The 23,807-nt window shown below is 67.8% G+C and carries 24 protein-coding genes; 14 read left to right on the top strand and 10 right to left on the bottom strand.

The features are described 5' to 3' along the window. Positions 1-97 precede the first annotated feature (97 nt). The 4 genes from VHP37_15980 (at position 98) to VHP37_15965 (ending at position 4,709) form a co-directional block, all read left to right on the top strand. Positions 98-1,090, top strand: a complete 993-nt coding sequence (locus VHP37_15980; GenBank protein ID HEX2827852.1) for a hypothetical protein — start codon at positions 98-100, stop codon at positions 1,088-1,090. Then, positions 1,087-2,265, top strand: a complete 1,179-nt coding sequence (locus tag VHP37_15975) for a M24 family metallopeptidase (protein HEX2827851.1) — start codon at positions 1,087-1,089, stop codon at positions 2,263-2,265. The genes VHP37_15980 and VHP37_15975 overlap by 4 nt, the downstream gene beginning before the upstream one ends. Before the next feature lie 189 nt (positions 2,266-2,454). Then, positions 2,455-4,053: a BCCT family transporter gene (locus VHP37_15970; GenBank protein ID HEX2827850.1), complete on the top strand. Its 1,599-nt coding sequence runs from the start codon at positions 2,455-2,457 to the stop codon at positions 4,051-4,053. A gap of 62 nt (positions 4,054-4,115) precedes the next feature. Next, positions 4,116-4,709, top strand: a complete 594-nt coding sequence (locus tag VHP37_15965; GenBank protein HEX2827849.1) for a hypothetical protein — start codon at positions 4,116-4,118, stop codon at positions 4,707-4,709. A gap of 17 nt (positions 4,710-4,726) precedes the next feature. On the opposite strand, the gene VHP37_15960 is transcribed toward VHP37_15965, so the two are convergent. Together VHP37_15960 and VHP37_15955 are read right to left on the bottom strand one after the other, a co-directional pair. After that, positions 4,727-5,176 carry a RidA family protein gene (locus VHP37_15960; protein ID HEX2827848.1) on the bottom strand — a complete coding sequence of 150 codons (450 nt, stop codon included), beginning with the start codon at positions 5,174-5,176 and terminating at the stop codon, positions 4,727-4,729. A gap of 64 nt (positions 5,177-5,240) precedes the next feature. Beyond that, positions 5,241-6,203 carry a tripartite tricarboxylate transporter substrate-binding protein gene (locus VHP37_15955; GenBank protein HEX2827847.1) on the bottom strand — a complete coding sequence of 321 codons (963 nt, stop codon included), beginning with the start codon at positions 6,201-6,203 and terminating at the stop codon, positions 5,241-5,243. A 129-nt stretch (positions 6,204-6,332) separates the two neighbouring features. On the opposite strand from VHP37_15955, the gene VHP37_15950 reads away from it, so the two are divergent. Genes VHP37_15950 through VHP37_15930 form a run of 5 tightly spaced genes read left to right on the top strand, consistent with a single transcriptional unit; the run spans position 6,333 to position 9,488 of the window. Then, positions 6,333-6,710 (top strand): metalloregulator ArsR/SmtB family transcription factor, encoded by a 378-nt coding sequence (locus tag VHP37_15950; protein HEX2827846.1) that lies wholly within the window; start codon positions 6,333-6,335, stop codon positions 6,708-6,710. Continuing rightward, positions 6,707-7,114 carry an ArsI/CadI family heavy metal resistance metalloenzyme gene (locus VHP37_15945; protein HEX2827845.1) on the top strand — a complete coding sequence of 136 codons (408 nt, stop codon included), beginning with the start codon at positions 6,707-6,709 and terminating at the stop codon, positions 7,112-7,114. Before VHP37_15950 ends, VHP37_15945 begins: the two co-directional genes overlap by 4 nt. A gap of 2 nt (positions 7,115-7,116) precedes the next feature. Then, the gene (locus VHP37_15940; GenBank protein ID HEX2827844.1) at positions 7,117-7,614 is read left to right on the top strand and encodes an arsenate reductase ArsC; all 498 of its coding nucleotides are present in this window, start codon (positions 7,117-7,119) and stop codon (positions 7,612-7,614) included. Next, positions 7,611-8,264 (top strand): aquaporin, encoded by a 654-nt coding sequence (locus VHP37_15935; GenBank protein HEX2827843.1) that lies wholly within the window; start codon positions 7,611-7,613, stop codon positions 8,262-8,264. Before VHP37_15940 ends, VHP37_15935 begins: the two co-directional genes overlap by 4 nt. Beyond that, the gene (locus VHP37_15930; GenBank protein ID HEX2827842.1) at positions 8,265-9,488 is read left to right on the top strand and encodes an MFS transporter; all 1,224 of its coding nucleotides are present in this window, start codon (positions 8,265-8,267) and stop codon (positions 9,486-9,488) included. It begins immediately after the preceding gene. A 147-nt stretch (positions 9,489-9,635) separates the two neighbouring features. On the opposite strand, the gene VHP37_15925 is transcribed toward VHP37_15930, so the two are convergent. After that, entirely contained in the window at positions 9,636-10,529 is an 894-nt protein-coding gene (locus VHP37_15925) for a TauD/TfdA family dioxygenase (protein HEX2827841.1), read from the bottom strand. Between the two features lie 78 nt (positions 10,530-10,607). Here VHP37_15925 and VHP37_15920 point away from each other — a divergent pair, with 78 nt between their 5' ends. Next, positions 10,608-11,075, top strand: a complete 468-nt coding sequence (locus VHP37_15920; protein ID HEX2827840.1) for a (2Fe-2S)-binding protein — start codon at positions 10,608-10,610, stop codon at positions 11,073-11,075. Positions 11,076-11,077: 2 nt separating this feature from the next. Continuing rightward, positions 11,078-13,300, top strand: a complete 2,223-nt coding sequence (locus VHP37_15915) for a molybdopterin cofactor-binding domain-containing protein (protein HEX2827839.1) — start codon at positions 11,078-11,080, stop codon at positions 13,298-13,300. A 22-nt stretch (positions 13,301-13,322) separates the two neighbouring features. On the opposite strand, the gene VHP37_15910 is transcribed toward VHP37_15915, so the two are convergent. Next, entirely contained in the window at positions 13,323-14,297 is a 975-nt protein-coding gene (locus VHP37_15910; GenBank protein HEX2827838.1) for a helix-turn-helix domain-containing protein, read from the bottom strand. Positions 14,298-14,332: 35 nt separating this feature from the next. Here VHP37_15910 and VHP37_15905 point away from each other — a divergent pair, with 35 nt between their 5' ends. The 3 genes from VHP37_15905 to VHP37_15895 all read left to right on the top strand — a co-directional run bounded on the left by VHP37_15905 (position 14,333) and on the right by VHP37_15895 (position 18,657). After that, entirely contained in the window at positions 14,333-16,753 is a 2,421-nt protein-coding gene (locus VHP37_15905) for an EAL domain-containing protein (protein ID HEX2827837.1), read from the top strand. A gap of 157 nt (positions 16,754-16,910) precedes the next feature. Next, positions 16,911-17,636 (top strand): hypothetical protein, encoded by a 726-nt coding sequence (locus VHP37_15900; protein ID HEX2827836.1) that lies wholly within the window; start codon positions 16,911-16,913, stop codon positions 17,634-17,636. 22 nt (positions 17,637-17,658) lie between these two features. Then, positions 17,659-18,657 carry a hypothetical protein gene (locus VHP37_15895; protein ID HEX2827835.1) on the top strand — a complete coding sequence of 333 codons (999 nt, stop codon included), beginning with the start codon at positions 17,659-17,661 and terminating at the stop codon, positions 18,655-18,657. Between the two features lie 91 nt (positions 18,658-18,748). Here the strand turns inward: VHP37_15895 and VHP37_15890 are convergent, their stop codons facing one another. From VHP37_15890 to VHP37_15865, 6 genes are all read right to left on the bottom strand, one after another. Beyond that, on the bottom strand, positions 18,749-19,246 hold the full coding sequence (locus tag VHP37_15890; protein HEX2827834.1) for a GNAT family N-acetyltransferase: 498 nt from the start codon (positions 19,244-19,246) through the stop codon (positions 18,749-18,751). A gap of 71 nt (positions 19,247-19,317) precedes the next feature. Continuing rightward, the gene (locus tag VHP37_15885) at positions 19,318-20,280 is read right to left on the bottom strand and encodes a tetratricopeptide repeat protein (GenBank protein HEX2827833.1); all 963 of its coding nucleotides are present in this window, start codon (positions 20,278-20,280) and stop codon (positions 19,318-19,320) included. Further along, positions 20,244-20,783 carry a hypothetical protein gene (locus VHP37_15880; protein ID HEX2827832.1) on the bottom strand — a complete coding sequence of 180 codons (540 nt, stop codon included), beginning with the start codon at positions 20,781-20,783 and terminating at the stop codon, positions 20,244-20,246. The genes VHP37_15885 and VHP37_15880 overlap by 37 nt, the downstream gene beginning before the upstream one ends. A 194-nt stretch (positions 20,784-20,977) precedes the next feature. Further along, the gene (locus tag VHP37_15875) at positions 20,978-22,243 is read right to left on the bottom strand and encodes an aconitase family protein (GenBank protein HEX2827831.1); all 1,266 of its coding nucleotides are present in this window, start codon (positions 22,241-22,243) and stop codon (positions 20,978-20,980) included. 136 nt (positions 22,244-22,379) lie between these two features. After that, positions 22,380-22,583, bottom strand: coding sequence for a hypothetical protein (locus tag VHP37_15870; GenBank protein HEX2827830.1), 204 nt, complete (start codon positions 22,581-22,583; stop codon positions 22,380-22,382). 59 nt (positions 22,584-22,642) lie between these two features. Further along, positions 22,643-23,797 carry an aminotransferase class V-fold PLP-dependent enzyme gene (locus VHP37_15865; protein ID HEX2827829.1) on the bottom strand — a complete coding sequence of 385 codons (1,155 nt, stop codon included), beginning with the start codon at positions 23,795-23,797 and terminating at the stop codon, positions 22,643-22,645. Positions 23,798-23,807 lie beyond the last annotated feature (10 nt).

Below are 23,807 nucleotides of genomic sequence, written 5' to 3'. Positions count from 1 at the left end.
TCCATTGTGGTCGACGTTCTGAAAATGGATTCCCGCCCCCGCGGGAATGACGAAAAAACGTTCCCCGTCAGGGGAGGTCAGGGACAGGGTGGGTTCAATGGCATTGATGCTCGGCGCCGAAGCGCTCGAAGGCGTCATCTCGAATCGCGAGGCGATCGATCTCCTCGAACAGATGTCGGCGCACGAGGCCGACGGCAAGACCTTCGTCTCGCCGCGGCTCAACACGCCGTTCGAAGGCGGCTGGATGCGCATGATGTTCGCCGCCGACTACGCGTCGGGTTACGCCGCGACCAAGGCGTTTCACATGATCACCGGCACCGGCGTGCGCTACGTCGTGTCGCTGTATCGCCTCTCCGACGGCGAGCTCCTCGCGGTGCTCGACGGGCGGCTCATCACCGACCTGCGCACCGGCGCCGCCAGCGGCGTCGTCGCGCGCAAGATGAGGATCGACGACGACACCATCACCGTCGGCCTGATCGGGGCCGGCCATCAGTCGCGCATGCAGCTCGAGATGATGGCGGCCGTGTTCCAGGTCGAATCCGCGACCGTCTACAGCCCGACCCTGGACAATCGCGAGCGCTTCGCCAGGCAGATGTCGTCCAAGCTTGGGCTCAAGGTGAAGTCGGTCGACAACGCACAGAGCGCGGTGCGCGGGCATACCGTCGTCGTCGCCGCGACGAGCTCGCAGAGCGCGGAGCCCGTGCTGCGCGGCGCGTGGCTCGACACGTGCCGACTGCTGTCGGCCGTCGGCAGCACGCGGCCGCAATCGGTGGAAGTCGACGCGGCGTGCTTCGCCGACGCGGCGGCGGTCGTCGTCGACAGCGCGCGCGCGGGCGACGAAGCGGGCGACCTCCAGCAGGCGGTGAAGAGCGGCGCGAGCTCGCCGGAGTCGTGGATCACGCTCGCCGACGTCGCGGCGGGAACGAAGCGACTGCCCAGGAGCGGCCTCGTCACGTTCAAATCGGTCGGCACGGCACTGCAGGACCTCGCGCTCGCTGCGCGCTACTACGAGCTGCTCAAAGGCCGCAAAGACCTCCCCGCGGCAAACGACTTCGCCAGCCTCAAGAAACCGGTGAGCCTCAAGAAATGACGCTGAATCTCTCTCCGCATCTCCAGGCGCTGCTCGAGCAGCAGCCTTTCCCGCGTTTCTCCGACGACGAATACGCGCGCCGGCGCAACGCGCTCATCGGCGCGATGCAGAAAGCGGGCGTGGACCATCTCGTCGTCTGCGGCGAGCAGCGCGTCGGCTCGGGCGTGCAGTGGCTCACCGGCTGGCCGGCGACCACCGAAGCGCTGGTGATCGTCAGCCCGCATGAAAAGAACCTCATGTTCATGGAGTGGTACAACCACCGGCCGCTGGCGCAGCGCATGGCGGTCGGCACCGACGTGAAATGGGGCGAGCACGCCGGCATCGACAAGGTGATCGTCGAGCTCCAGCGCCGCGGCGCGAAGCGGATCGGTTTCATGGGACCGCTCGCCTACCGCAAGGCGAAGAAGCTCGAAGGCGCTTTCGAAGCGCTGGTCGAGATGAACCGCGATTACGTGGGCCTGCGCCTGATCAAATCGCCCGAAGAGATCGAGTGGCTGCGCGTGGGCGCCGCGTTCAGCGACGCCGCGATCGAAAGCTTGCGCCGCGAATTGCGTCCCGGCCTCACCGAGCGCGACCTGTGGGACATCACCGAGCGCGCTTATACGCGCCACGGCGGAACGACGCAGATCCACTTCTTCGGCGTCACGTCGATGGCGAATGCCGACTGCTGCGTGCCGCGGCAGTTTCCGGAGAATCGCACGGTGCAGGCGGGCGACTGCGTGTTCTGCGAGATCAGCGGGATGTTCTGGGATTACTCGGGACAGGTGCTGCGCACCTTCACCGTGGGCGCCGATCCGACGCCGCTCTATCGCGACCTTTACGCGACGGCGGAAGCAGCCTTCGATGCGATCGCCGCGGTGCTGCGCGCGGGCACGACGCCGCAGCAGATCGTCGATGTATCGGGCGTCATCGAGAAGGCGGGCTTCACCACCTGCGACGATCTCATGCACGGCTACGGCGGCGGCTATTTCCCGCCGGTATTGGGCAGCCGCAGCCGTCCGGCGGGGCCGCTGCCGGATATGAAGCTGGAGGCGGGCATGACCGTCGTCGTCCAGCCGAACGTCATCACGCAAGATCAGCGCGCGGGCGTGCAGGTCGGCGAGCTGGTGCACATCACCGGGCACGGCTTCGAGCGGCTGCACAAGGCGCCGCGCGCGCTGTTCCGGGTGGGATAACGGCGCAAACGCCGGAACGCTGGGACAATGTCGGCGGTCGCCGAGCGAGACGATGCGGTGAAACGTGGCGTGAGCTTCCTGTTTTGACGAGGCCGCGCGACCCGTTGTTGCGCGCCCCGGAGCGGCGCTCGGCTACGCGTCGGGCCCGCCCGGCCCGGGCTGCGATGTAAGTCCATCAGGAGCACACGGATGGTTTTCCGTATCTCGTTGTTCCTGGTGGTCGCGCTGGCGGTGATTGCCGGGTTCGCGCCGAAGCCGTTCGAGGCGATGACCGACGCGGCGCTGTCGGGGGTGATCCGGCACGCCGGCTGGCTGTATCTGCTGATCGTGTTCCTCACCCTGGTGTTCCTCGCCTGCCTCGCTTTCGGCCCGACGGCGCGGCTGCGGATCGGCGGGCGCGACGCCGAGCCCGAGTTCTCGAACCCCGCCTGGCTTTCGATGCTGTTCGCCGCCGGCATGGGCATCGGCCTGGTGTTCTGGGGCGCGGCCGAGCCGATCTCGCACCTGGTCACGCCGCCCGAGGGACTGACGCCGAACGCGCCGGAGGCGGCGCGGGCCGCGATGCGCTACACCTTTTTCCACTGGGGCCTGCACCCGTGGGCGATCTATGCGCTGATGGGGCTGGCCATCGGCTGGTTCCAGTACAACCGCAACGGGCGCGGCCTGATCAGCGACCTGCTCCAGCCGTTGATCGGCGACCTGCACCTCGGCTGGATCGGCAAGCTGGTCAACGTCGTCGCCGTGGTGGCCACGGCGATCGGCGTAGCCACCACGCTGGGCTTCGGCACCATGCAGATCAGCGCCGGCATGGACCGTGTGTTCGGCCTGCCCGGCGGCCTGGGCATGCAGTTGACCGTGATCGCGATCTGTTTCGTGCTGTACATGGCTTCGAGCGCGAGCGGCGTCGATCGCGGCATCAAGTGGCTGTCGAGCTTCAATCTCGCCCTGGCCGGGGCGCTGTTGCTGGCCGTGGCGCTGCTCGGGCCGACCAGCTTCATCTTCGATACTTTCACCACATCGCTGGGCGGCTACCTCGACCACCTGGTGGAGATGAGCCTGCGCATGTCGCCGTTCTCCGCGAGCACCTGGGTGGCCGACTGGACGATCTTCTACTGGGCGTGGTGGATCTCGTGGTCGCCGTTCGTGGGCGCGTTCATCGCGCGGGTGTCGTACGGGCGCACCCTGCGCGAGTTCGTGCTCGACGTCGTCGCAGTGCCCAGCCTGCTCGGCTTCGTGTGGTTCGCCACGTTCGGCGGGACCGCGCTGTGGGAGCAGATCTTCGGCGGCGTGGACATGGGCGGCGCGCTTGCCGTCGGGCACGAGACGGTCCTCTTCCGCATGTACGACGCCCTGCCGTTGTCGGCGCTGATGTCGGGCCTGACCATCCTGCTGCTGGTGATCTTTTTCGTGACCTCGGCCGATTCGGCGGTGCTGGTACTGGGTTCGATGTCGAGCGAGTCGGCCGGCGACCCCTCGCTCGCGCGCAAGTTCGCCTGGGGCACCGCCATCGCGCTGGTCGCCGCAGCGATGTTGGTCGCGGGGGGCCTGAAAGCGCTGCAGACGCTGATCACCGTGGCCGCGCTGCCGTTCGCGCTGCTGATGGTCGCGGTGATGATCGGGCTTTACCGCGTGCTGATCCCCGAAGCGCTGCGCGAGAAAGCCGACGAACGGCGCGCCCGCCGCGCGATCGAAGAATGGATGGCGCGCGAGCAGAATCAGCGGGCGCCTGGAACGCCGGCCGGCGGCGCGGCCGACGGCGGCCCGCACGTCTCCGACCCGCGGCGCTGACACTCAGGCCGCCTGTCTTTCGTCGGGCTCTCGGACACGGTCGCGAGTTGCGGAGGAATGTGATGCCCCTCATCGTGCTGACCGCGCTGTGTCTCGCGCTCACCGGCGCGGCGCGCGCGGAGGACTGGTCGGCGTGGCAGCGCGCCTACGACCCGGCGACGCGCACCCGCTTCATTCCCGTCGAGCTTTGGACCGGCGCGCCGTGGGACGGCACGCAGGAGATCCGGATGGCGCCCGCGGCGCTCGAGTTCGGACGGCGGGGCGACAAGACCATCACGGGGCCGACCGCGTGGAACGGCATCCCGGTCTACGAGCGCCTGAATCGCGACAAGCTTCAGCGCTTCGCCATCCGCGACGACCGGACCGGCCTGGGCCGCGTCTTCGATTCGCGCTATCCGCAGGCCGCCTGCCGCGGCGAAGTCAAATTTCCGCTCGGCCGCTGGAAGCAGGGCGAAGTGCGCGAGTATCGGCTCGACTGCGCCCGAGGCCAGCGGCCGCTCAAGGTGACGATCGAGGAGATCGACTTCGTCTACGACGGCGTACCGCACTCGCTGCGCTTCCACTGGCTCCTGATGGAAGGGCGCGGGCGCGGCACCGACATGCGCTACGTGTACAGCCCGCTGCGCGGGCTGGTCGACGTGCAGGGGAACGAATAGCGACGCCGTGTCCCGGCCTACGCCGGCTTCCCTGCGCTTCGTTTCAACCGCTCCGGCTCGACGATCGCTTCCACCTCGATCTCGACCAGCGCGTCGGGATGCCCGAGGCGCACGATCTCGATCAGCACGCTCGCCGGGCGGTTCTTCGTGAAGTACTCGAACCGCACCGCCGAGCAGCGGTAGTACTCCTGGATGTCGGTGACGTAGGTCGTCGCGCGCACCACGTCGTCGAACGTCGCGCCGGCGTAAGCGAGGCCTTTGCCGATGTTCTCGCACACTTTCCGGAGCTGGGCCCGCATGTCGCCCTTGCCGACGATCTCGCCGGACGGCTCGCGCGCCATCTGTCCTGCGATGTAGACGTGCGCGTGATCGGCGCCGTGCACGGTCACGACGGGCACGTACAGGAGCTCGCCGTTCTCGACGCGCTTCCACATGTCGTCCGGGCTCAGGAACTGCCGCTCGAGCATCGTTCGCGGTGCGCGGCGCGCGCGTTGCGCTCACCGCGATCGGGTGGTTCGGAGACTAGCGCGCTTACTTCGCGATCAGGCCCGCCACCTTCGCCACCTGCGTGAACACCTCGATCTGCTTGCGTACCGCCTTGTCGTATTCCTCGGGCGTGGTGGGTGCGACGTCGAACGCGATCGCGTGGAAGCGCTCCTTCACGTCGGGCATCTCGGCCACGCGCGCGATGTCCTTGCTGATCTTCTGAACGATCGCGGTCGGCGTCTTGGCAGGCGCCATCAGCGCGTGCGCCGCGTCGCGCTCGAAGTTCGGAAGGATCTCGAGCACGGCCGGCACCTCCGGCAACTGGGGCGCGCGTTTCGGCGTGTTGACCGCGAGCGGCAGCACGCGGCCGTCCTTGATGAAAGGCATCGAGGTGCCGAGGCTGGGAAAGCCGTAGTGCACGCGTGCGGTGACGATCTCCACGTTCATCTCGGGCTGTCCCTTGAACCCCACGTGCGTGGCCTTGATGCCCGCGGCCATGTTGAAGCGCTCGGTGCTCATGTGCAGGCCGCTGCCCGCGCCCGCAGAGCCGAAGAGCAGCTTGCGCTCCTTCGCCATCGCGATCAGCTCTTTCACCGATTTCACGCCCAGCGACGGCGGCACGATCAGCACGCCGGTGGTCGAGCCGAACTGGCTCACGGCGCGGAAGTCCCTGAGCGCGTTGTACGGGAGGCTCTTGCCCTGCAGCACCGCGGTGATCGCGAACGACGTGGACACCACCAGCAGCGTGTAACCATCGGGCGCGGCCTGCGCGACCATGGCGTTGGCGAGCGTACTGCCGGCGCCCGAGCGGTTCTCGATGACGATCGGCTGGCCCCAGAGCGCGCTCAGCTTGTCCGCGAAGACCCGCGCGGTGAAGTCGGTCGCGCTGCCCGGCGAGAACCCGACGACGAAGCGCACCGGTTTGGTCGGGAATTGCTGGGCGAACGCGGACGTCGCGGACGCGAATGCGATTACGGTTGCCAGTGCCAGTCTCCGAGCTGCACGCATGGGCTACTCCTCGCAGGTTTCTGATGACCGCGTCGATACATTCGTCAATCGGCCGGAGAAAAGCAAGGTGCCGCGCGGTCCGTCAGGTATCGGTTGACAGACCCGTGACGTTTCGACGATCATGGAAACGTGGAAACGAAGACCGCAGTCGCCGCGCTCGCGGCGCTCGCCCAGGAGACGCGCCTCTCCATCTTCCGCGCGCTCGTCGTCGCCGGACGCGAAGGCATGGCGGCGGGCCGCATCGGCGAAGCGCTCGAGGTGCCTGCGGCGACGTTGTCTTTCCACCTGAAGGAATTGAGCCGCGCGGGGCTCGTCACCGCCCGCCAGGAAGGCCGCTTCATCTATTACTCGGTCGACTTCGAGCAGATGGCGGCGCTGATGGGTTTCCTCACCGAGAACTGCTGCAGCGGCATGCCGCAGGCGTGCGTGGCGGTCGTCGAGACCGCCTTGGGTAGCTGCTGCAGCCCGGCCTCGTCCAAACGCAAGACGTCCAGGAGCCGATCATGAAACGCTTTCACGTGCATGTCGCGGTCGACGATCTCGAAGCCAACATCCGTTTCTATTCGACCGTCTTCGGCGTGCAGCCGACGGTGCAGAAGCCCGATTACGCCAAGTGGATGCTCGAAGACCCGCGCATCAACTTCGCAATCTCGCAGCGCGGCGCGAAAGCGGGCGTCGACCATCTCGGCTTCCAGGTCGATACCGACGAAGAGTTGACCGCGCTGCGCAGGCAGGTCGGCGACGCGCAGATCGCTGCCCGGGACCAGCCCGGCGCGACGTGCTGCTATGCGCGCTCGGACAAGTACTGGATCACCGATCCGCAAGGCGTTGCGTGGGAAACGTACCGGACGCTGGGTGAGGCGCAGATCTACGGCGAGCAGACCAAGCAGGCCGCCGCGAGGTGCTGCTGACGATGACCGAGCGCAGTTTCAATGTTCTCTTTCTCTGCACCGGCAACTCGGCGCGCAGCGTGCTCGCCGAGGCCTGTCTCAACAGCGTCGGCAGCGGTCGGTTCCGCGCGTACAGCGCGGGGAGCCATCCTACCGGGCGGGTCAATCCTTACGCGCTCGAGCTTCTGGAGAACAACGGGATCGCCACTTCAGGCCTGAGGAGCAAGGCGTGGGACGAGCTCGCCGCACCGGGCGCGCCGCGCATGGACTTCATCATCACGGTCTGCGATCAGGCCGCGGGCGAGATGTGCCCGGTCTGGCCCGGAAAGCCGGTGACCGCGCATTGGGGCGTCGAGGATCCGGCCGCAGTGACCGGTGACGACGAGACCAGGCGCGCGGCGTTCAAGAGCGCTTTCGCGACCTTGCAGAAGCGCATCGCTCTCATGACGAGCCTGCCGCTGGAGACGCTCGATCGCATCGCTGCCGAGCAACACCTCAAGCTGATCGGCAAGGAGAAATGAGCCGCCGCCTCGCGGCGGAAGCCCTGGGCGCGGCGCTGCTGCTCGCCGTCGTCGTCGGCTCCGGCATCATGGGCGAGAAGCTCTCCGCGGGTAATTCGGCGGTGGCGCTCCTCGCCAACACGCTCGCCACCGGCGCCGGTCTGTACACGCTGATCTGCATCTTCGCGCCGATCTCGGGCGCGCATTTCAATCCCGCGGTGACGCTCGTGGCCGCGCTGCAACGCGCGCTGGGCGCCGGCGAAGCGCTCGCCTACGTGCTCGCGCAATTCGTGGGTGGGGTCGGCGGCGTTGTCGCGGCGCACGCGATGTTCGGCCTGCCGCTGATCCAGGCGAGCGCGCATGCGCGCGGCACCGCGGGCGAAGCTTTCGGAGAGGTCATCGCGACCTTCGGGCTGGTGCTGACGATCGGTCTCATGCGCCGCGCTTCCACGTCGCAGGTCGCGGCCGCCGTCGCGCTGTGGATCACTGCGGCATACTGGTTCACTTCCTCGACAAGCTTCGCCAACCCCGCCGTGACATTCGCACGCTCGCTCACCGATACCTTCGCCGGCATTGCCGGCAACCATGTCGCGGGCTTCATCGCCGCGCAGCTTGCCGGCGCCGCCGCCGCGTTCGTCGCGGTTCGCTGGTTGGCGAAAGCGCCGGCGTAGATGCCGCTCTCCGGTGCGAAGCTCGTCGTCGCGGTCTGCGCGGCCCAGGTGCTGGTGCAGATCGGCGCATTCTTCTGGCCCGCGCTGCTGCCGCAGCTCATGCCGCTGTGGGGACTCTCCAACGGCGAAGCGGGCTGGATCACCGCGGCGTTCTACGCCGCGTACATGCTCGCGGTGCCGGTGCTGGTGACGCTCACCGATCGCGTCGACGTGAAGCGCGTGTATCTCTTCGGCGTCGCCTGCACGATCGTCGGCCATCTGGTCTTCGGTTTCTACGCCGACGGCTTCTGGTCGGCGCTGGCGACGCGCGCGCTCACCGGCATCGGCTGGGCAGGGACTTACATGACGGGCGTCAAGCTCCTCGCCGACAAAGTCGACAAGACGCTGATGTCGCGCGCGGTCGCCGGACACGCCGCGAGCATCGGCATCTCGGGCGCGATCTCGTTCGCGTGCGCCGAAGTGCTCGCGCGCGTCTTCGGCTGGCAGTCGGCGTTCGTCGTCGCCGGCGTCAGCGCCGCGCTGGCGTGGGCGGTCGTCGCGTCGAGCGCGCCGCGGCAGGTTCCGGTCGCCAAGCCCGCCGACGGCGGCACGCTGTTCGATTTCCGGCCGGTGTTCCGCAATCGCTCGGCGATGGCTTACGCGCAGGCGTACTGCATCCACACGCTGGAGATGAACGCGCTGCGCGGGTGGGGCGTGGCGTTCCTCGGATTCGTCGCGGGCAGCACGTCGGGCGCATCGTGGCATTTATCGCCGGCGTACGTGCTGACCGCGCTCGGGCTCATCGGCACCGCCGCGAGCGTGTTCGGCAACGAGATGGCGATCCGGCTCGGCCGCCGCAGGCTCATCACCGTCGCGATGGCAGGGTCGGTGCTCGTCGCGGCGTCGCTCGGCTATGTAGGGTCGCTGTCCTACGGCCTCGCGGTTGCGCTGCTGCTCGTGTACGGGTTCTTCGTGTGGCTCGATTCGTCGTCCCTCACCGCGGGTGCGGCGGGCACCGCCGATCCCGCGCGGCGCGGCGCGACGCTCGCGGTGCATTCATCGCTCGGCTACGCGGGCGGCTTCGTCGGGCCGCTGATGGTCGGCTACGCGCTCGACGCGCTCGGCGGGATGTCGCGGCTGTCGTGGAGCGTCGCGTTCGGGCTGATCGCTGCGCTGATGGTGCTCGCGCTCGCGGCGTTCACGGCGATGCGCCCGCGCGAGCTCGCCGGAGACAAAAAATCGTAAGGCGCGCGCAGGAGAATCGTCATTCCCGCGAAGGCGGGAATCTATTGTCGACGTCAGGTTGAAAACCACCCCCATCCTACCTTCCCCCTGAGGGGGAAGGGGATATCCGACAGTCCCGCTACCGCGGTTCGGGAATGACGAGCCACCCTACGCCGCGAGGCGGCCGAAACCGGGCTCGAAGACCTTGTCGGCCATCACCTGGCAGCGGAGCATGAGGCGAGGCTCGTCGGCGCGGTAATCGGGGATCGCGTTGTGCAGCGTGCCGATGTGATCCCACATGAGCACGTCGCGCTCGGTCCAGGTGTGGGTATAGACGTACTGGTCCTGGAGCTGATGCTTGAACAGGAAGTCGAGCACGCGGTCGCTTTCGGCCTGGTCGAGCTCGTTGATGCGGATCGCGTAACCCGGATTGCAGTAGAGCACCGTGCGCCCGGTGATCGGGTGGGTGAGGAACACCGGATGCACCGACGGCGGGCGCTTGGCGCGCTGCTCGGGCGTGAGCGGCGGGCGGATGCTGCCGGGGCGCGTGCGCATCGCTTCCCAGAACTTGTTGAAGTCGTGGGTCGCGGTGCAGCCCGCCAGGCGTTCTTTCAGCTCGGGGTCGAGATCCTCGTACGCCGCGTGCATGTTCGCGAACTGCGTCGCGCCGAGCGGCTTGCCGTCGCGCCGCGGCACCTTCACCGCGTACAGCACGTTGGTGTAGCCGATCAGGTTGTTGTACGACATGTCGGTGTGCCAGTCCTGGCCGGCGTCGGCGAGGCCGATCGGCTGGCCGTTCTCGATGATGTTCGAGAGGATGCCGACCTCGGGCATGCCGGGGACGCCGAGCTTGCCGGTCACCGACGCCTGAAGGCCGCCGAAACGACTGGAGAACGCACGCAGGCTCTGCGCTTCGAGGTTCTGGTCGGGAAAGCGCAGCACGCCGTGCTCGCCGAGCGCCGAGACGATCGTCGCGAAATCGCGATCGGTCAAAGGCCGCGAAAGGTCGATCCCCGTCACGTCCGCGCCGAGCGTCTCGCCGGAGGGTTTGATGGAAGCCATGGTCTTACGTCCGCTATAGAATGGCTCGATTATAAGAGGGTCCGAGGAGCCGGCTCAGCAGCGTTCCAAGGAGGGGCCATGACCCAGAAGATCACGACGTCGCTGACCGTCAACGGCCGGCGCGTGTCGGTCACCGCGCTCGCAGACACCCCGCTCCTGTGGGTGATCCGCGAGCACCTCAAGCTCACCGGCACCAAGTTCGGCTGCGGCGTCGGCCAGTGCGGCGCGTGCACCGTCCACCTCGACGGCAAACCCACCCAGTCCTGCCTGTATCCGCTCAAGGACGTCGCCGGGCGCTCGGTGACCACCATCGAAGGCCTGTCGGCCGACTCCAGCCATCCGCTGCAGAAGGCGTGGATCGCCGAGCAGGTGCCGCAGTGCGGCTACTGCCAGTCGGGACAGATCATGCGCGCGGCGGGGCTGCTCAGGGAAACGCCGCGGCCCACCCGCGAGCAGATCGTCGAGTACATGAGCCCCAACATCTGCCGCTGCGGCACCTATGTGCGGATCGTGCGCGCGATCGAGCGCGCTTTGAGGCAGGCGTAGCCATGGGCGCGAACGACATTCGAAGCACCAGCCGCCGCCGCTTCATGGTCGGCGCCGCGGGTCTCACGTTCGGCGCCGTCGCCGGCGCGCCTTCGCTCGTTCGCGCAGCCGCCAAGCTCGCATCGACGAGCCGCGGCACTGCGATCAACCACTATGTCACGCTCACGACGGACGGCACGGTCTACATCATGTCACCCGCCTCCGAGATGGGGCAGGGCTCGCTCACCTCGCTGCCGCGCATCGTCGCGGAGGAGATGGACGCCGACTGGAACAAGGTCGTCATCGTTCCGGCCCCGCCGAACAACAAGCTCTACGGCAACCCGGCGTTCGGCGGGCTGCAATACACCGCCGGCAGCGCGACGGTCACCGGCTACTTCACCACGCTGCGGCAGTTCGGCGCGCAGGTGCGCTATGTCCTCGTCGACAACGCGGCGCAGCGCTGGAACGTGCCGATGAGCGAGCTCACGACCGTGCCGGGGTTCGTCCTGCACGAGAAGAGCGGCCGCAGGCTGTCCTACGGCGAGATCGCCGGCTTCATGAAAGTGCCCGCGGCGGCGCCGCAGATCGAGCTCGAGCCGGTCACGACCCGCAGCTTCCGCCTGCTCGGCAACGACATCGGGCGCGTCGACGTGCCGCAGAAAGTGGACGGCACGCTCACCTACAGCATCGACGTGCAGGTGCCGGGGATGGTCTACGGCGCGATCCTGCGCCAGCCGGTCGAAGGCGCGGCGCCTTCGATGCTCGACGACGCCGCGGCGCGCGCCATCGAAGGCGTGATCGACGTCGTGAGGCTGCCCTACGGCGTCGGCGTCATCGCCGATTCGCCGTGGGCCGCTTTCAAGGCGAAGAACGCGCTGAAGGTGACGTGGAGCCGCAAGGCGGCAGGCTGGGATTACGCCAACGACAAGGCGATCGAGCAATTCTCCAGGATCTCGCTCGACGGCACGAAGAAAGGCATCGCGTGGGACCGCAAGGGCGACGTCGATGCCGCGATGAAGTCGGCGGCGAGCGTGGTCGAAGGCGAATACCGCGCCGACTACGCCTACCACGCGCAGATGGAGCCGCTCAACGCCACCGCCGCGGTGAGCCCCGCGGGCGACGCGTGCGAGATCTGGGTCGGCACGCAGAGCCAGACGATCGCGGTCGACGCGGTCGCCAAGGCGCTCTCCATCCCCGTCGAGAAAGTGAAATACAACGGCTACCTGCTCGGCGGCGGTTTCGGCCGGCGGGGCAATCGCGACGTCGAGTTCATCGTCGACGCCGTGCTGATGTCCAAGGCCGCGGGCAAGCCGGTAAAGGTGATCTGGACGCGCGAGGACGACGTGAAGAACGGGCGCTTCCGGCCGCTGTACGTGAACCGCATACGGGCCGGGCTCGACGCGAACGGCAAGCTCACCTCGTGGCATCACCGCGTGGTGTGCGACCGCGTGCTCGCGTTCATGGACCCGGTGCGCTGGACCACCATGAAAGGCCGCGACAACATCGCGATGCGCGGCACCGAGCTCCCCACGTACGACGTCGACGACTGGCTTGCGGAAGGGCTGCAGCAGGACACCGGGATGCGCACCGCGCCGTTGCGCGCGATCGGCGTGGGGCAGAACGCGTTCGCGAACGAAGTGTTCATGGACGAGGTCGCGATCAAGCGCGGCGTCGACCCGGTGCAGTTCCGGCTGCAGCACCTCTCCAGGCAGCCGCGGGCGCGCGCGGTCATCGAAGAGGCCGCGAAGATGGCCGACTGGGGCCGCAAGCGCGAGGGACGGGGGCTGGGCGTCGCGTACCTCGACTATTCGGGAACGCAGCTCGCGGGAATCGCGGAGGTGTCGGTCGACCGCTCGACCGGCGCGATCAAGGTGCACGACTTCTGGTGCACCATCGATTGCGGGATCCCGGTCCATCCCGACAACGTGATCGCCCAGAGCGAAAGCTCGCTGGTCTACGGCCTCGGCCTCGCGCTCACCGAGCGCATCACGATCGAGGACGGCGTGGTGCAGCAGTCGAACTTCTACGACTACCAGGTGCCGCGCATGAAGGACCTGCCGGAGATACACATCAAGCTCATGCCGACGCGGAACCATCCCACCGGCGCGGGCCAGATGACCACGCCGCTCGCGGCGCCGGCGATCTCGAACGCGGTGTATCAGCTCACCGGCGTGCGGCTGAGGATGCAGCCGATGCTGCCGGAGCGGGTCCTGGCCGCGCTGGGCGAGGCACCGCGACGAGCCTGAGCGCGAAAGGAAGATTCGAGGGTCAGTCGGCCGTCAGCGCGCGCTGACGTTCCGCCGTTTTCGACGGCAATTCGCCGAAGAGCTTCCTGTAAGTCGCCGAAAAACGGCCGACATCGTAGAAGCTGTACTGCATCGCCGCCTCGGTCACCGATTGGCAGCGCCCGGCCAGAAGCGCACGTCGCGCGTGGTTCAGGTGGCGCGCACGGATGAACGCGATCGGGCTCGAGTCGTAAACGGCGTTGAAGGCCCGTCTGAGCGCGCGTTCGCTGCAGCCGCCGGCGGCGCAGAGATCCGACACGTAAACCGCGCGGCCCTGGTGCTCCTCCAGATACGAGAGCGCGCGGCGGACGACACGCGCGTCGTTCTCGCGCGGCGCCGGGTCCCACCGCAGCATGGCGCCGCCCACGGTCTCCAGAATCTGTGCGTGAAGGGCGGCGGTGAGGCCATCCAGGCGGCTTGCCTGGGCTTCGGCGCGGCTCGCGCCGATCAACCGATACACCGCTGCGCGCAGGGCCCGGAGCGGCTCCGCCGCCGGCCGCAATACATGGAGCGCCCCGCGCAGTCGCGCATAGCCGCCTTCCGACATCTCGGTGAGGCGGCCTTCGAGCTCGAGAGCGTCGAGACGCACGAGCGCCCACTCGCCAGGTGCCGCCGTCCTCAGCGTGTACTCGGTGCCGGGGCGGATGACGGCGATCTCGTCCTCCGTCACCGGACAACCATGCAGATTCCACGGACTGGTTGCGTCGAGCTTCACCGCCACGAGGAGGGAGCGTTCATGTACGCCGGCAGCACCGCAGAACCCGCCGGCCATCTCCCCGTGCATCAACCGAAATCCGCCGACATCCACGTCGAGCAACTTCCAGGCGGCGCCTGACGGCCGGTCCGCCACCCACATCCTCGCCTGGAGGCCGGTGAGAGCGGCCGCGATCTCATCCACGTCGGCGCAGGCATGGGTACGGACGCGGACAGCGCCGGCTTCAGTCTCGTTCGCATTCATCTCGTGGCCGATTTTACGTAGCCGATAGGCGAGCGATGCAACATCCTTTCCTGCCAGTGCAAACCCACTCGTTCACCTCGCCGGGCCAAATACCCGCTCGCGGCCATTCGGCGCCCAGGCCGCGGATCTCGCGCCGTCTCCTGCTGCTGCTCGCCGCCTTGTCCGGCATGCTCGTGGTCAACGTGGCGGTCTCTTATTACCACATCGCCCGCCTTGTAGAAGCCGACTCGGGCGTTACGAAGTCGCTGCGCATGCGCCAGGCGCTTTCCAGCCTGGACGCCGGCGTTGCAAAGGCCGCGAGCGCCGAGCGAGGCTACGCGATCACAGGCGCTGTCGCCTTCCTCGAGTGGCACGGCCGCGCGGTCGAAGACGTCGGACAGGCGATGGCCGCGGCGCGCCTCCTCGCGGCCGGGGATTGGGCGCAGCAACAGCGCCTGGGCGAGATCGAGCTGGCGGTGGGGCGTGCCGTCGGCTGGCTCTCGGAAGTCATCGAAACGCGGCGGACGAGCGGCGAGCAGGCGGCGCTGGCGAAGATCGCGGCCGGGACCGGTGTCGTGCTTCTGGATTCGGTGAGAGCCGCGGTAGAGCGCACGCGTGAGGAGGAGGACGCCTTGCTTCGCGCCCGCACCGCGGACGCACGAACGAATCTGCACGTCACGATCGCCGGTCTGGGGGTGTTCACCGTGGCGTCCATTCTGCTCGTGGTGCTTCTCGCAAGAGCCATGCGGCGGGATGTGACAAACCGCGAGATCGCTCATGAGTCGCTGTTCGCTGCCCACGAGATGCTCCGTTCGGTGCTCGACACCATCCCTCAGCGTGTCTTCTGGAAGGACCGGGAATCGCGGTATCTGGGCTGCAACGACCTGTTCGCGCGTGACGCGGGCGCCGGCAGTCCCGCGGAGGTCGTCGGCAAGACCGACGCTGAGCTCGCGATGCGGGAGCACGCGGCGAAGTACCGCCGGGATGACGAAGCCGTCATGTCCAGCGGACAGGCGAAGCTCGGCTATGAAGAGCCGGTCAGCCGGGCAGATGGGAGCACGGGATGGCTCGAGACGTCGAAGGTCCCGTTGCGCGATATCGAGGGCGGCATCATCGGCGTGCTGGGCACGTACCAGGACATCACGGCGCGCAAGGCGGCCGAAGCCCAGCTCGAGCGGCACGCCTGTTTCGATGCGCTGACAGGGCTGGCGAACCGTTACCTGCTGGCGGATCGTATCCGGCAGGAAATCGCACATGCCCGGCGCAGGGCCGCGGTCTTCGCCGTAGCGATGGTCGGCCTGGACGGCTTCAAGCTCGTCAACGACGGTTATGGCCACGCGATCGGCGATGGCGTGCTCGCGGCTGCGGCGCAGCGCCTTCAGGGGCTCCTTCGGAGCGACGACACGGTTGCCCGATACGGCGGGGACGAGTTCGCGCTCGTCCTCTCGTGCCGTGGAGACGAGAGATTCGCTACCGCGATCGAGCGGATTCTCGAGGCGTTCGAGGCGCCGCTCACGGTGCAGGACCGCGATATCTTCATCACGTGCAGCGTGGGCGTGAGCACGTTCCCGCAGGACGGCTCCGACGCCGCGACGCTCCTGAGCCATGCGGGTGCGGCCATGTACCGCGCCAAGGAGCGGGGCCGCGACCGGTTCGAAGTGTTTCATGCCGAAATGGGCGCGCGCATACGCGAGAGGATATGCATGGAGCGCGGCCTGCGCCGTGCGCTGGAAGAGGGGCAGCTCTTTCTCGATTACCAGCCGCAGCTCGATCTCGGCACGAACGAGATCAACGGCGTGGAAGCCCTCGCCCGATGGAAACACCCCGAATCCGGTCTGATTTCGCCGGCCCGGTTCATTCCGGTGGCGGAGCAAAGCGGCCTCATCGTTCCGCTCGGCACCTGGATACTCCGCCACGCGTGCATGCAGGCCCGGGCGTGGAACGCGCGCGGTCTCAAACCCGTGGTCGTGGCGGTCAACCTGTCGGCGCTGCAGTTCCGCCAGGCGGGGTTCACCGAGCTCGTCGCGGACGTTCTCGACGAGTCGGGGCTGGAGCCGTCGCAGCTCGAGCTCGAGATCACCGAAAGCCTGCTGATGTCGGAGGCCGAAGAAGCGCTGCGCGTCCTCACGACCCTCAAAGACATGGGGATATGCCTTTCCATAGACGATTTCGGCACCGGCTACTCGAGTCTGAGCTACTTGCGGCGGCTGCCGGTGGACAAGCTCAAGATCGATCAGTCGTTCGTCCGCGATATCCCGGCGAACGCGAACGCCGTGGCCATCGCCAGGTCGATAACATCCCTGGCACAGAGCCTCGACCTGCGAGTCATCGCCGAAGGCGTGGAAACGGCGGAACAACTGGAGTTCCTCAGGACGTTGCGATGCGACGAGATACAGGGGTACTACTGCAGCCGCCCGGTGCCTCCCGCGGAGATCCCGCCGCTGCTGGCGCGCGGGACTGCTCTGCTGTTCGGTTGAAGCGGTATGCGCATCCTGATCACCGATGACGAGGCGGTCCTGCGCACCACGATGGCCGCGCTGATGGCGCACATGGGCCATGAGGCGCCGACGAAGGGAGTCGACGCCGGGCGCGGGTCGTCGCGCGTCCCGGCGGCGGGCTCGCCTCTTGATCTGCATGCGGCTTTTCGGCGGTACAATCGCGGACGTGCTCAATGCCGCTGTTCTAGCGACTACAGTCCTCCTGCTCGCCGGCTGCTCGGCGGGCCGGACCGTCCCTCCCACCGCCGCGAACCACGGCTTCACCCCGCGCCAGCTCGTCAAGACCGACATCGACCGCGTCGCCGAGGCGCAGCAGCGCGAGATCTTCGCCAACCTGAAGATCCTCACCGAGAAGCTCTATCGCCGCAATCCGCGCGAGCTGAGGAAGGGCGGGGCGTTCGCGCTCGACCAGGGCCTGTCGCGCATCTTCGACGCGGACCACCGCTGGCGCTTCGCGGAGCTCAACGGCGCGCGCGACGTGCAGGCGATCCACCTCGCCTTCCGCGAGGATTACCAGGGCGATCGCGTGCTCGCCTACATCGCGGGGGTCGCGAGCATGATCCAGGCCGCATTCAACGACAAGACCGAGTTCTATCTCATCGACGACCTCAATCCGCAGCGGCTCTACAACGCGGCGCGCAACGTAGAGATCGCGGTCTGGATGCTCTCCACCAAGCGCACGCCGCAGGGGCAGCTCTATCTGCTGTCGAACGAAGGCGCGAACCTCTCGTACGAGCGCGAGTTCGGCAAGATCATCGGCAGCCTCGACGTGCTGTCGAAGGTGATCGCGGACAAGGACAACCGCACCGTGGTCAAAGTCGTGCAGAGCGTCGCGACGGCTGTTTTCCTGCCGATCAAGTGACGCGCGATATAGAATCGCCCGCATGACAGGCAATCGCGTCAATGGCGTCGACATCGCAGTCCTCGTCGATGCCGAGACCGGCGCGCACGATGCGCGCGGCGAGTTCGAGCTCGAGCGCGGCACGATGGAATGGCAGGTCGTGCAGGAGCTTGCGCGCGAGCACGCGCGCATCCGCGTCCTGCCGTTCGATGCTTCGATCACGCCCACGGTCGAGGCGCTGCGCGACGCCAAACCGTCTCTCGTTTTCAATCTCACCGAATGGGTCGCAGGCGATCGCCGCCTCGATTCGGCCATCGCCGGCATGCTCGACATGATGCGGCTGCGCTATACCGGCTCGGGGCCCGACGCGATGCAGATCGCGCGCGACAAGGCGCTCGCGAAGCGCATCGTGTCGGAGCTCGGCGTCGCGGTGGCGCCGCACACGCTCGTCAACGGCCGCCGTCCCCGCGCCGGCACGCTCCGCTATCCGGTGTTCGTGAAGCCGCAGTACGGCGACGGCTCGGACGAGATCGGCACCGCTTCGCTCGTGAAAAGCGATGCGGAGCTCGCCCGAAGGCTGGCCTCGATCCGCAGGCGCAGGTCCGACGCGCTGATGTGCGAGCAGTTCGTCGGCGGGCGCGACCTCTTCGTGGCGCTCCTCGGCAACGAGCCGCGGGTGATGCCGCCTCTGGAGCTCGTGGTGGGCAGAAGCGGGCGGGGGGCGCCGAGCTTCGCGACCGACCGCATCAAGACCGATGCGCGATATCGCAGCAAATGGCGCGTGCGCTATCGCGTCCCGAAGCTCGCGCCCGAGGTGGCGCGTCACATCGAGGACGCGAGCCGGCGCATCTTCCACGCGCTCAAGCTGCGCGACTACGCCCGGGTCGATTACCGCCTGACGCCTGAGAACGAGCTCGTCTTCCTCGAAGCGAATCCCAACCCCGACCTCACGCGCCACACGTTCGGGCGCGACCGGTGCTTTGCCGGCGTGCCTTATCCCGAGCTCATTTCCACGATCGTGCGGTCGGCCCTCGAGCGCTGACGGGTCCACGCCGCTGGTCGGCGCAGCAAGCTGCGCCTCCCGCGCAAAGGCGCGCTTATGCGCCTGGCGGCGCTACATGAACGCGCGCCGGTCAGAACAACAACGCCATCGCGATGACGTCCTCGTACTCGCCGTCGATGCGCACCGAGTTCTTCTTCACCCCTTCGCGGACGAAGCCGAAGCGCTCGTAGAGCGCGATCGCGGGCAGGTTCGCTGCGCGCACTTCGAGCTCGATGCGGGTGAGACCGATCTTGCGGCCGCGCTCCAGCGTCGCCGCGAGCAGGCGGCTGCCGAGACCGCGCCCGCGGTAATCCGCGATCACCCCGATACCCAGCGTGCCGCAGTGCGCGTGAACCGGACGGTTGACCGGGGAGAGGTCGCACCAGCCGGCGACGCGCTCGTCGCAGAGCGCGACGTACTGGGGAAAGCCGCGGCGGCGCATGTCGAGCACGTACGCCCGGCAGTCCTCGAGCGGCGGCGCCTGGAGCATCGCGACGTAGCGCCGCTCGCGCGCGACGCTGTCCACCGCCGCGCGAAAGCCTTCGATGTGCGCGTCGGCGAGCGGGACGATGGTCGCGTCGAGGGTCACGGCGACAATGTAGCGCAGGCGCCTCGCCTGCGGGACGGACCGCGAATCGGATGCAGGCGAGGGCGCCTGCGCTACCGCAGGCGCGTGAGCTCCGCTGCCGCGCCTTCGCGCTCGATGAAGCTCCTCGGGCAGGTGCTCTCGGCTTCCTTCAGGAGCGGGATCGCGGCGTCGCGCGCGCCGCGCAGCACGTGCCACTGGCCGATGTAGAAGCTCGCCTCGCACTTGAGGTCGCGGGCGCGCGCCGGGTCCGGGTTCGACGCGGCGCGGGCGACGGCGTCCGGGGGGGTGTTGCCGAGATACAGCCCGACGACCGGCGCCGGCCACTGTCCGCTGCCGCTGGTGCCGGCTTCGCGCGCGAGGGTGCGCTCGCCGGGGATGTCGGCGTGCTTGCGGGCGAGGTAGAGCCAGATCGCGGAGTAAATGCCGGGCGCGAGATCGTGGGCGCGGTAGAGGTCGGACGCCGCCATCATGAAATCGCCTGCGTAAAAGCGGGCGCGGCCGCGCCCGAACCACGCCGGCGACGATTCGGCGTTGAGGCGCAGCGCGTCGTCGTATTGCGCCATCGCGCGGCGGTAATCGCCCTTGGCGATCCATTCGGCGCCGCGGCCGAGGAATACGTTGGCGTCGCGGGGGTTGAGCTTGCCCGCGGTATCGTAATCGGCTAGCGCCCGGTCGGACTCGCCTTTCGCCGACCACGCGAGCGCGCGGTTGTAGTACGCGCTGGCGAGATTGGGATCGAGCTCGATCGCCATGTTGAAGTCGGGCAGTGCGCGGTCGTGGTTGCCGAGGGCCGCGTACTCGGTCCCTCGCGAGTAATAGGCCTTGGCGAGATCGGGACGATCGAGGCTCAGGAACTCGATCGCGCGCGTGCACGCCTCGATCGCCGCCCTGGGATTGCCGGTGATCGTGCCGCAGTCCTTCGCGCTGTCCGCGGCGCCTTGCGCGATGCCGGCGAGGACGCTCAGGGCGAGCGCCGCGGCGATGCGGGCGCCGCGCGTCACGAGGCCGCGGCGTCCTGCTGCTGCGATGCCCACCACTGCTCGAGCCAACCGGTGTTGCCGCCGAGCTCGACGAGCTCGAGCAGCCCGTCGGGGATCGGCGGGTATTCGCGCTGTATGCCGCGGGTGCGGTTCACGAAGAAGCCGTTCCTGAAATCCACCTCGAGCTCGTCGCCGGTCTCGCAGAACTCGAGGACGTTCACGCAGTCGGTGAGCACGCGCAGCCCGCAGCCGACCGCGGCGCGGTAGGCGAGGAAAGGCATCGATTCGCAGACGAGGCCGAGCCCGAGCGCCTGCATGGCGATGTAGCCGTTCATCTTCGGGCCCATGCCGAAGTTGCGGCCGGCGACGATGATGTCGCCCGGCTTGCAGCGCTCGTGAAAGCCGGGGTCGGTCTCGGCGAAGAGCTGGGGAATGATGTCTTTCGCGTCGAAGTGCCGCCCGACGATGATGTGGTTCGGCACCACCCCGCCCGGATGCGGCACGTCGTGCCCCAGCTTGTAGCAGCGGCCTTCGAGCCGCCATTGGAAGTCGGTCATGTGAGCTTGAAAATCGTTTAACCGCAAAGGACGCAAAGGAAAGCGATACGAACGTAGGGTGCGTTAGCGGTAGCGTAACGCACCGAGAAGGGCTAATGCCTTTGCGGTGCGTTACGCCGCTGCGCGGCTAACGCACCCTACGAAAAGATTTGGTTTTCCTTTGTGTCCTTTGCGTCCTTGGCGGTTCATTGCTTTTAAACAGTTCGCGGGTCCGCGATGACCCCCGCGATGGCCGAAGCCGCGACGGTGGCCGGCGAGCCCAGATAGAGCTGCGCATCCTTCGCGCCGAACCGCCCGAAGTTGTTGTTCGCCGCGGTGGAAATCGACACCTCGCCCGAATGCACCGGCCCGATCACCGCGTCGTTGCAGGGGCCGCAGCCGGCGGGAAGCATCACCGCGCCGGCCTCGATGAACGTCTGGAGCAGTCCTTCCCGCGCCATGCGCTGCGTCGACTGCTCCGAGCCGGGTGCGACGAACATGCGCACGTGCGGTGCGAGGCGTTTGCCTTCGAGCATGCGCGCGGCGGTCTGCATGTCCTCGAAGAAGCTCGACCCGCACGATCCGAGGAAGACGTGATCGATGCGGGTGCCGGCGACTTCGGCCACGTCCACCGCACGCTCGACGCCGCCGGGCTTCGCGACCTGCGGCTCGAGCGCCGAGACATCGAGCGTGAGGTCGGCGTCGTACTCGGCATCCTTGTCCGCGTATACCGGCGTGAAAGGCCGCTTCGCATGGGCCCGTGCACGCTCGAGTATCGCTTCGGACGGCGGCACGAAGATGCCGTAGGCGCGCATCTCGGTCGGGCTCGAGCACAGCGCCGCCCGCGCCGCGAGATCGAACTGGTCGAGATCGCCCGCGTATTCGAGGACGCGATAGTCGAGATCGGCGTCGAGCTCGCCGGTCGCGAGCATCGTGGCGATGCGAAAGCCGACGTCGCGCGCGTGCACGCCGGGCCGCAGCGTGCCCTTGATCGTGATGCGCACGGTCTTGGGCACCATGATCCAGTTGGTGCCGGTGGCGAGCACGCGGCTGATCTCGGTGCCCATGCGGAAACCGAACGCGCCGATCGCGCCGGCGTTGGTCGCGTGGCGGTCGTTGTCGAAATAGAACATGCCCGGCAGCAGCATGCCGGTTTCCATCGGGAAGACGTGGCCGTGGCCGCCGCGGCCGACGTCGTAGAAATTCTTCACGCCCCACGCGCGGGCCGCGTTGCGGTTGTAGGCGCCGCGCTCGGCCGCGCGCGCGCTGCCGTAGATCACGTCGTGATCGGTGACCATCACGACCTTGTCGGGCGCGGCGAGCTTGTCGATGCCGAGGGCGTCGAGCTCGCGCTTGGCGCCCATCACGACACCGTCGTGGATCATGATGAAGTCGGGGTCGGGGAAGACGACGTCCCCGGGGCGTACGCTCGCTTTCCCGCTCTTGGCTGCGAGCGTCTTTTCTACTGCGGTGAGTCCCATTTCAGCGCTTCCAGGAGGAGGCGCTGAGGGTAGCTAGGGTCGCCCCGCAATGCAAGGGTATCGCCGTTGGAGGGAAGGGAGGATCAAGGAGGGAAACCGCAGGTTCCCTCCCTGGCGCTTAACGGGGGCCGAAGGCCTACGGGAAAGTGCCGCGGTTGCCTTGCTCCATGTCCTCGGTCTTGTGGTCCTCGCCGACGTGCAGCTCCTTCCGGTTCTCCTCGAGCTGCTTGTCGTCCTCGCGCGCGTCCCTGGGGTTTTTGCCGGTCTGCGCGGTCGGCGGGGGCGGCACGTCGTTCCTGGGCGTGCCTTCGAGTCGGGTTCCGTGGTTTGCTCGTTTCATGCGGCGCTCCTTATGGGTACTTCGAGCGCTGCACGAGACGTGCCGGCGACGCTACGCGGTCACGCCGCCTTTCGCGCCCGGCATTCTTCGAGCTTGTCGCGCAGGTGGCGTATGGCGTGATCGATCTCGTCGACGGTGTTGAAGCGTCCGATCGTCAGGCGGATCGTGCTCGAGCCTTCCGCGCCGAGCGCCTGCAGCACGTGAGAAGGCATCGCGCTGCCCGACGAGCACGCCGACGTGGACGACACCGCGATATCGGTGAGCGAGGTCACGAGCGCGTCGCAGTCCGGCAGCGATACCGACAGGTTGAGATTGTTCGCGATGCGGCGCTCCATGTCGCCGTTGATGCGCAGCTCGGGGAGATCGGAGATCCCGGCCCACAGCCGGTCGCGCAAGCTGCGCAGGCGCGGCACCTCGGTGGCCATGTCCTCCTGCGCCAGGCGGAAGCACGCGCCCATGCCGACGATCTGGTGCGTCGGAAGCGTCCCCGAGCGCATGCCGCGCTCGTGGCCGCCGCCGTGCATCTGCGCCGCGACGCGCGCGCCGCGGCGCACGTACAGCGCTCCGATGCCTTTGGGGCCGTAGGTCTTGTGCGCCGTGAGCGACATCAGGTCGACGGGAAGCTGCTTCAGATCGATCGCGACCTTGCCGGTCGCCTGCGCGGCGTCGACGTGGAAGACGATGCCGCGCTCGCGGCAGACCTCGCCGAGCGCAGCGATGTCCTGGATCACGCCGATCTCGTTGTTGACGAGCATCACCGATGCAAGCTGCGTGTCGGGCCTGAGCGCGGCGGCGAACTTCTGCGGGTCGACGAGGCCGTTGGGCTCCGGCGCGAGGTAGGTGACTTCGTATCCCGCGCGCTCGAGCTCCTTCATCGTGTCGAGCACCGCCTTGTGCTCGGTCTGCACCGTGACGAGGCGCTTGCCGCGCGTGCCCGCCGCCGCGGCGCCCTTGATCGCGAGGTTGTTCGACTCGGTCGCGCCGGACGTCCACACGATCTCGCGCTCGTCGGCGTTGACCAGCGCCGCGACTTCGGCGCGCGCGCGCTCGACCGCGTGCATGGCGATCCGGCCGAACTCGTGGGTCGTGCTCGCGGGATTGCCGAAATGCGTGGTGAGATACGGCAGCATGGCGTCGACCACCCGCGGATCGAGCGGAGTCGTCGCCGAATTGTCGAGGTAGATGGGCAGCGAGAGCCCGGTAGCGGTATTCACGCGTACACCT

This window comes from Burkholderiales bacterium, from assembly GCA_036262035.1.
In the GTDB taxonomy this organism is placed as follows: Bacteria; Pseudomonadota; Gammaproteobacteria; order Burkholderiales; family SG8-41; genus JAQGMV01.
This window is presented reverse-complemented; position numbering and strand designations above follow the sequence as displayed.